Annotated in this window: 5 protein-coding genes; all 5 read right to left on the minus strand. The window is 29.3% G+C overall.

All coding sequences use genetic code 11. The features are described 5' to 3' along the window. Positions 1 to 84: 84 nt before the first annotated feature. Entirely contained in the window at positions 85 to 1371 is a 1287-nt protein-coding gene (gene tig, locus KGF41_RS17335; RefSeq protein WP_227828274.1) for a trigger factor, read from the minus strand. A gap of 193 nt (positions 1372 to 1564) precedes the next feature. After that, a complete protein-coding gene (locus KGF41_RS17340; RefSeq protein WP_227828273.1) occupies positions 1565 to 2035 on the minus strand; it encodes a metallophosphoesterase in 471 nt (156 codons plus the stop codon). Continuing rightward, positions 2035 to 3384 carry a ribonuclease PH gene (gene rph, locus KGF41_RS17345; protein ID WP_227828272.1) on the minus strand — a complete coding sequence of 450 codons (1350 nt, stop codon included), beginning with the start codon at positions 3382 to 3384 and terminating at the stop codon, positions 2035 to 2037. Before rph ends, KGF41_RS17340 begins: the two co-directional genes overlap by 1 nt. A gap of 155 nt (positions 3385 to 3539) precedes the next feature. Further along, positions 3540 to 5564 carry an NAD-dependent DNA ligase LigA gene (gene ligA, locus KGF41_RS17350; protein ID WP_227828271.1) on the minus strand — a complete coding sequence of 675 codons (2025 nt, stop codon included), beginning with the start codon at positions 5562 to 5564 and terminating at the stop codon, positions 3540 to 3542. A 186-nt stretch (positions 5565 to 5750) separates the two neighbouring features. Next, a complete protein-coding gene (locus KGF41_RS17355; RefSeq protein WP_227828270.1) occupies positions 5751 to 6689 on the minus strand; it encodes a phosphoglycerate dehydrogenase in 939 nt (312 codons plus the stop codon). Positions 6690 to 6852 lie beyond the last annotated feature (163 nt).

The following is a 6852-nucleotide window of genomic DNA, read 5'->3' on the forward strand; positions in this document are numbered from 1 at the left end:
ATAATTTAACTAAATTATATTTGCACAACATTATATACTAAACATTCTATAACGTCAACTATATTAGTTATAGCGGTTATTTTATTAAGCTATTGTTGCACTTTCAACTAATAAGTCTATTGTCTTTCTTATTTTTATTTGTCCTTTTATATCTTCCTTATCAGCATCTCTTAAAGTAGTTTCTATTTTTTCTACTTCCATATTGTAAGCAGAAGCCATTTTTTCTAATTCAGCTTTAAATTCTTCTTCTGTTGCTTCAATTCCTTCAGCTTTAGTTATTGCTTCTAATACTAGTGAAGATTTAACTAATTTTTTAGCATCTTCTTTTCTTTCTTCTCTTAATTCTTCCATAGTTCTACCAGTCATCTCTAGTAATTGTTGTAATCCAAATCCTTGATATTGTAATTGGTAGTTAAGTTCGTTTAACATATTATCTATTTGATGCTCTACCATAACTTCTGGTATTTCTATTTCTGTATTTTCAGCAACTTTTTCTACTACTGAATTTCTAATTTCTGCATCTGCTTTATTTTTTGCTTCTTCTTCTAATTTAGCTCTTACATCTGCTTTTAATTCATCTAAAGTATCAAATTCACTAGTATCTTTAGCAAATTCATCATCTAATGCAGATAATTCTTTTACTTTTACATCATTTACTTTTACATTAAATACAACTGGCTTTCCAGCTAAATCTTCTGAGTGGTATTCTTCTGGGAAAGTAACATTAACTTCAACTTCTTCTCCAGCTTTTTTACCTACTAATTGCTCTTCAAATCCTGGTATAAATGTGTTTGAACCTATAACTAAGTTATAATTTTCACCTTTACCACCATCAAAAGCTACACCATTGTCAAAACCTTCAAAGTCTATTATAGCTGTATCGCCATCTTCTAAAGCTTTGTCTTCAACACTTACTAATCTAGCATTTTTTTCAACCATTTCTTGTAATTTAGCTTCAACATTTTCATCACTTACAGTATTCTCAACCTTAGCTACTTCTATACCCTTATAGTTTCCTAATTCAAACTCTGGTTTAACTTCAACATTAAGAACCATAACTAATCCATTGTCTTTGCTTATTTCTTCTATATCTAAATCTGGATTGTCTATTGGATCTATATCTAATTCCTTGATAGCTTCTGGATAAACTTCTGGGAATAACACTTCTATAGCATCATTATAGAAGATACCTTTTCCATATTGAGTTTCTATAACAATTCTTGGAGCTTTACCTTTTCTGAATCCAGGTATATTATATTTGCCTTTGCTTTTATTATAAGCCTTATTTACTGCTGCTTCAAATTTATTGTTATCTACTGTTATTTTTAAAGTAACTTTATTACCCTCTTTTTTAATTAGTTCTGCTTTCATCCTTCTAATCCTCCTAGTGATATTTATGTAATACCCGATAATGGTATCATAATTCATTCTATTTATAATTCAACCACTTAATTATATCACATAAGTTTTTTTATTTACAAGTGTTCCATTAATATCGTTGTACTTATTTGATAAAATTTAATTTTTTGAGTGTTTTTTGCCATTTTTTTGGATAAATACACCTTTATATGCGTATTTCCTCTATATTTATGTCCTCTTCTTCTATCTCCATAATTACAAAACTCTTATACGATACTCCTCTTGGAAGTGAAGTACTTCCAGGATTTATGTAAAGCACACCATTTTTAATTTCTCTAAATGGAGTATGAGTATGACCAAATATAACTATGTCAGCATTAACCTCAGCAGCCTTATTTTCTAACATTTGTGTGCCATATTTTACACCATACTTATCTCCGTGGCATAAAAATATAGTTTTATTTGCTACTTCAAAGACAATTTCTTCTTCTATAGCATCAAAATCACAATTTCCTTTAACTGCAATAATTCCAACCTTAGTCATATTATGAAGATATCTTGAGTCTGTAAAGTTGTCTCCTGCATGAATTATTAAGTCACATTCTTCTAAATATGGTATTGTCTTTTCCATATTTTTAATCATCATATGTGTATCACTTATTATGCCTATTTTCATTACTTCACTACCCTTTTCATAAACTCTTGTTTCATAATTTTTAGTGCATTTGCTCTGTGGCTGATTGAATTTTTTATAACACTAGGTATTTCACCAAAGGTTTTATTATATCCTTTTACTATAAATAAGCTATCATATCCAAAGCCATTTTTGCCCTTTTCTTCAAAGCCTATCATTCCTTCACAAATTCCTCTCACTACAAATTCTTTTCCATCTGGAAAAACTACTGCTATTGCAGAGACAAATCTTGCATTTCTTTTACTCATTGGCACATTTTGCATGGCTTTTAATAGCTTTTCTCTATTTTCTTCATCTGTAGCATGCTCTCCTGCATATCTAGCTGAATAAACACCTGGTTTTTTTCCCAAAGCATCTACCTCTAAGCCAGAATCATCAGCTATAGCTATAAGTTTAGTTTTTCTAGCTATTGTTCTAGCCTTTATTAATGCATTATGCTCAAATGTTTTTCCATCCTCTACTATTTCTATACCTGCTAAATCAACATCTTTTAGAGAATACACCTCATATTCAAAATCCTTTAAGATTTCACCTATTTCTTCTAGCTTATGAGCATTATTAGTAGCAATCACTACTTCATTACCATAATCCATTCCTAATATCTCATCTGCTATTTCACCTAAAACTTCTCTTTGAAGTCTTATTAGTTCTTTATTCCCTTTTTCTCCTAACTCTAACAATAAATTTAAATCTTTTCTTGAAAAAGGTTTCTCTTCACCAGTACCCTGTACTTCTACAAACTCACACTTGTCAGTCATTATTATATTCATATCTACTTGTGCTTTAGAATCTTCTTCGTAACATAAATCTAGCATATGGGTTTCATTTACTATTCCAACACTAATTGCAGATACAAAATTTGTTATTGGCATTTCTTTTAATGTTTTTGCTTTATATAATTTATAGATTGCTTCAGCAACTGCTACAAACGCCCCCGTTATAGATGCAGTTCTAGTTCCACCATCAGCTTGAATCACATCACAATCTACCCAAATAGTTCTTTCTCCTAGTTTATTTAAGTCTATAACAGACCTTATTGCCCTTCCTATTAACCTCTGTATTTCTTGAGTTCTTCCGTCGATTTTTCCTCTAGATGCGTCCCTTATTTTTCTCTGTTGAGTTGCCCTTGGTAACATTGAATATTCAGCATTTATCCATCCAGTACCACTATTTCTCAAAAAAGGAGGTACTTTTTCTTCCACTGATGCAGTACATATAACCTTTGTCTCTCCCATTTCTATAAGAACAGAACCTTCTGCATACTTTGTATAATTTCTAGTAATATTTACAGGTCTTATCTGTTCATTAGTTCTATCATAACTTCTGATCATTTTTATATCCTTTCTTAATTCTTTATATTTTATAAATTTATTTTTATAAGTTTTAAGTTTATTAATCTTCTATAATGTCATTTTTCATAATCTGATAGCTTACTGAACTATTCTATCATTAATTATAGTAGTTTTCTACTAAATTAAATGACTTTTTAGCCCTCTAATACAGCTTTTACTTCATCTTTCGATGATAAAGTTAATAATTCTAAAAATCTCTCTTCATCTATAACTTTAATTCCTAAATCATTTGCTTTTGTAAGTTTAGAGCCAGCTTCTTCGCCAGCTAAAACAAAAGTTGTCGATTTACTTACACTAGATGTAGCTTTGCCACCTCTTTTTTCTATCATATCTTTTGCATCATTTCTTTTTAATGTAGGAAGTGTACCAGTCAATACTATTTTCATTCCTTCAAATATTCTTTCTACTGTTTCACCTGTATTCTCTAATGATTTTGTATTTACTCCTACACTTTTTAGTTTTTCTATGACATTTATATTTTTATCTTCCTTAAAAAACTCAACAACACTATTTGCCATTATACCCCCAAATTCTTCTAAATCTTCTAATTGCTCACTTGTTGCAGAAATCACATCATCTAAATCTTTAAATTTTGAGGCAAGTATCTTAGCTGCCTTAACACCTATAAATTTAATTCCCAAACCATTTATAAGTCTCCATAAATCATTTTCTTTTGACTTTTCTATTGAATTTATTAAATTATCAGCAGATTTTTCACCCATTCTTTCTAAATCAACTACATCTTCCTTTTTTATATAATATAAATCAGACACATCTTGAATTATTTTTTCATTTAGCAACAATGTAATTATAGATTCTCCTAAACCATCTATATTCATTGCATCTCTTGATACAAAATGTATAATCCCTCTTCTTATTTGAGCAGGACAAGACATATTTATACACTTTACAGCAGCTTCTCCTTCTAATCTTACTGTTGGTTCTGAACAAACAGGACATTTTTCTGGCATTTTAAAATCTACTTCTTCTCCAGTACGAGCTTCTTTTATAACTTCTAAAACTTGAGGTATTATATCTCCTGCTTTTTGAACCAATACTGTATCATTTATTTTTATGTCTTTCTCTTTTATATAGTCTTCATTATGAAGTGTTGCTCTACTTACGGTAGTCCCAGCAAGTCTAACTGGTTCAAGTACTGCTGATGGTGTTATTGTACCAGTTCTTCCAACTTCTACTATTATATCTACTATTTTAGTTTTTTTCTTTTCTGCTGGAAATTTATATGCAATTGCCCATCTTGGACTCTTTGCAGTATATCCCATCTCTTCCCTTTGTTTTATATTATTTACTTTTATTACCATTCCATCTATCTCGTATTCTAAATTACCTCTATTTTCTGTCCAATGTTCAATATGTTCAATAACTTCATCTATATTTTTACAAACTTTATAACTTTGACTTACTGAAAAACCTAGTTTTTCTAAATATTCTAAGGATTCACTATGACTCTCTAAAGTATAATCTTCTATATTTTCCATATTAAATACAAATATATCTAATGGTCTCTTTGCAGTTAATTTCGAGTCTAGTTGTCTTAATGAACCTGCTGCAAGATTTCTTGGGTTAGCAAATAGTGGTTGTTCCTGTTCTTCTTGTTGTTCATTCACTTTTCTAAAATTATCTTTTGATATATATACTTCTCCTCTAACTATTAACTCTTTTTTTTCATCTATTTTAAGAGGTATACTTTTGACAGTCATTAAATTTTGAGAAATGTCTTCTCCTACAACTCCATCACCTCTAGTTGCTCCTTTTTCAAATGCTCCATTATTATAGGTAAGACCTACTGAAAGCCCATCTATCTTAAATTCAACAACATATTCAACACTGTCTCCCACATATTCCTGAACTCTCTTATCAAAATCTCTCAAATCTTGCTCTGAAAAAGCATTTGATAAACTCAGCATAGGAGTTTTATGTACAATTTGATTAAATTTATCTAATGGCTTACCTCCTACTCTATTTGTTGGAGAATCAATTCTCTTTAGTTCTGGATTTTGTTCTTCCAAAGATATTAGTTCTTTCATTAGCTTGTCATATTCATAGTCAGATATCTCTGGGCTATCTTGGTTATAATACCTTTCATTATGATAGTTTATTTGTTCTATAAGTTTATTAATTTCATTTTTAACGCTCACTCTTAGCACCTCTTCATATTTTTTAAATTGAATCATTTTAAAATTTCCCTATAATTAATTATTTCCTATTTATATATTTTTTAGTATATCACTTTTTTGACTTTAAATTTATTACAAAAAAAACTCTTATAGTATCTCTAATAACACTAATAAGAGTTTTTTATTTTCATTAGAATTTTTACATATTTAATAACCTTTTGATATATCAACAACATTATCTACAGGTTTATTTTCTATTATATAATGTTTTAAATTATTATAGACCATATTAAATGTTCTCTCTTTATTTTTATCAGACACCCAAGAGTTATGAGGAGTTACTATAACATTTTCACTTTCCCATAGTTTATTATCTTTACTTAAAGGCTCACTTTCAAATACATCTAATGCTACACCTCTAAACTTCTCTACACAATCTTCTAAATCTTTCTGATTAACTGTGTTTCCTCTACCTACATTAATAAATACAGAACCTTCTTTCATAAGGTTAAACATATCTTTATTTACTATTCCATCTGTACTCTTTGTAGAAGGCATTGCTACAACTAATATATCACATTCCTTAAATACAACATCCATATCTTCAGTAGAAAAACACTTGTCAAAGTATTTTTTGTTGCTTCCATCAGTATTGACTCCCCATATTTCTACACCAAAGGCCTTTAACCTTTTAGCTGCTTCTGATGATATAGTTCCTGTTCCAAGAAATCCAACCCTTTGACCATATAATTCTGATACAGAAAAATCCATTTTCCATTCTTTATTTTGCTGTTGTTTAAAAAATTTTGCACTATTTTTATAAATTTCTAAAATATACATAACGATGCTTTCACCAATAGGTATACTATACCCTCCCCTATTATTAGCTACCTTGATATCTCTTTTTAACACATCTTCTTTTGGGATTTGGTCTATACCTACACTTGTTGTTTGTATATATTTTAAATTTTCCATTTTAGAAATATCTAATCTGTCAAAAGGATTATATGTAACTAGCACATCTGCAGTGTTTACATCTTCATTATTTTCTATACTATCTTCGGAATAATGTATAACATCATATCCTAATTCATTTATTTTTTTAAATTTTTCTTCTCCATAATTTATTGTAAATAATACTTTCATTTTACTTTCCTCCATCCACTTGTATTAAGATTTTTATATCTTACAGTATAATATGATACTTAACACATATTAGGTGAACTACCATACACTTAACTACCTACGGTAATGTTTGAAGTGGTGGCTTCTTGGTCAAGATAACTATTGTTATCAGTATCTCCAAGCT

Source organism: Clostridioides sp. ZZV14-6150 (assembly GCF_020657875.1).
In the GTDB taxonomy this organism is placed as follows: domain Bacteria; phylum Bacillota; class Clostridia; order Peptostreptococcales; family Peptostreptococcaceae; genus Clostridioides.

Bases quoted from the DNA above. Each gene is read 5' to 3' on its own strand.
- KGF41_RS17340 (WP_227828273.1), bottom strand. From the start codon at position 2,035: ATGAAAATAGGCATAATAAGTGATACACATATGATGATTAAAAATATG.
- tig (WP_227828274.1), bottom strand. From the start codon at position 1,371: ATGAAAGCAGAACTAATTAAAAAAGAGGGTAATAAAGTTACTTTAAAA.
- rph (WP_227828272.1), bottom strand. From the start codon at position 3,384: ATGATCAGAAGTTATGATAGAACTAATGAACAGATAAGACCTGTAAAT.
- KGF41_RS17355 (WP_227828270.1), bottom strand. From the start codon at position 6,689: ATGAAAGTATTATTTACAATAAATTATGGAGAAGAAAAATTTAAAAAA.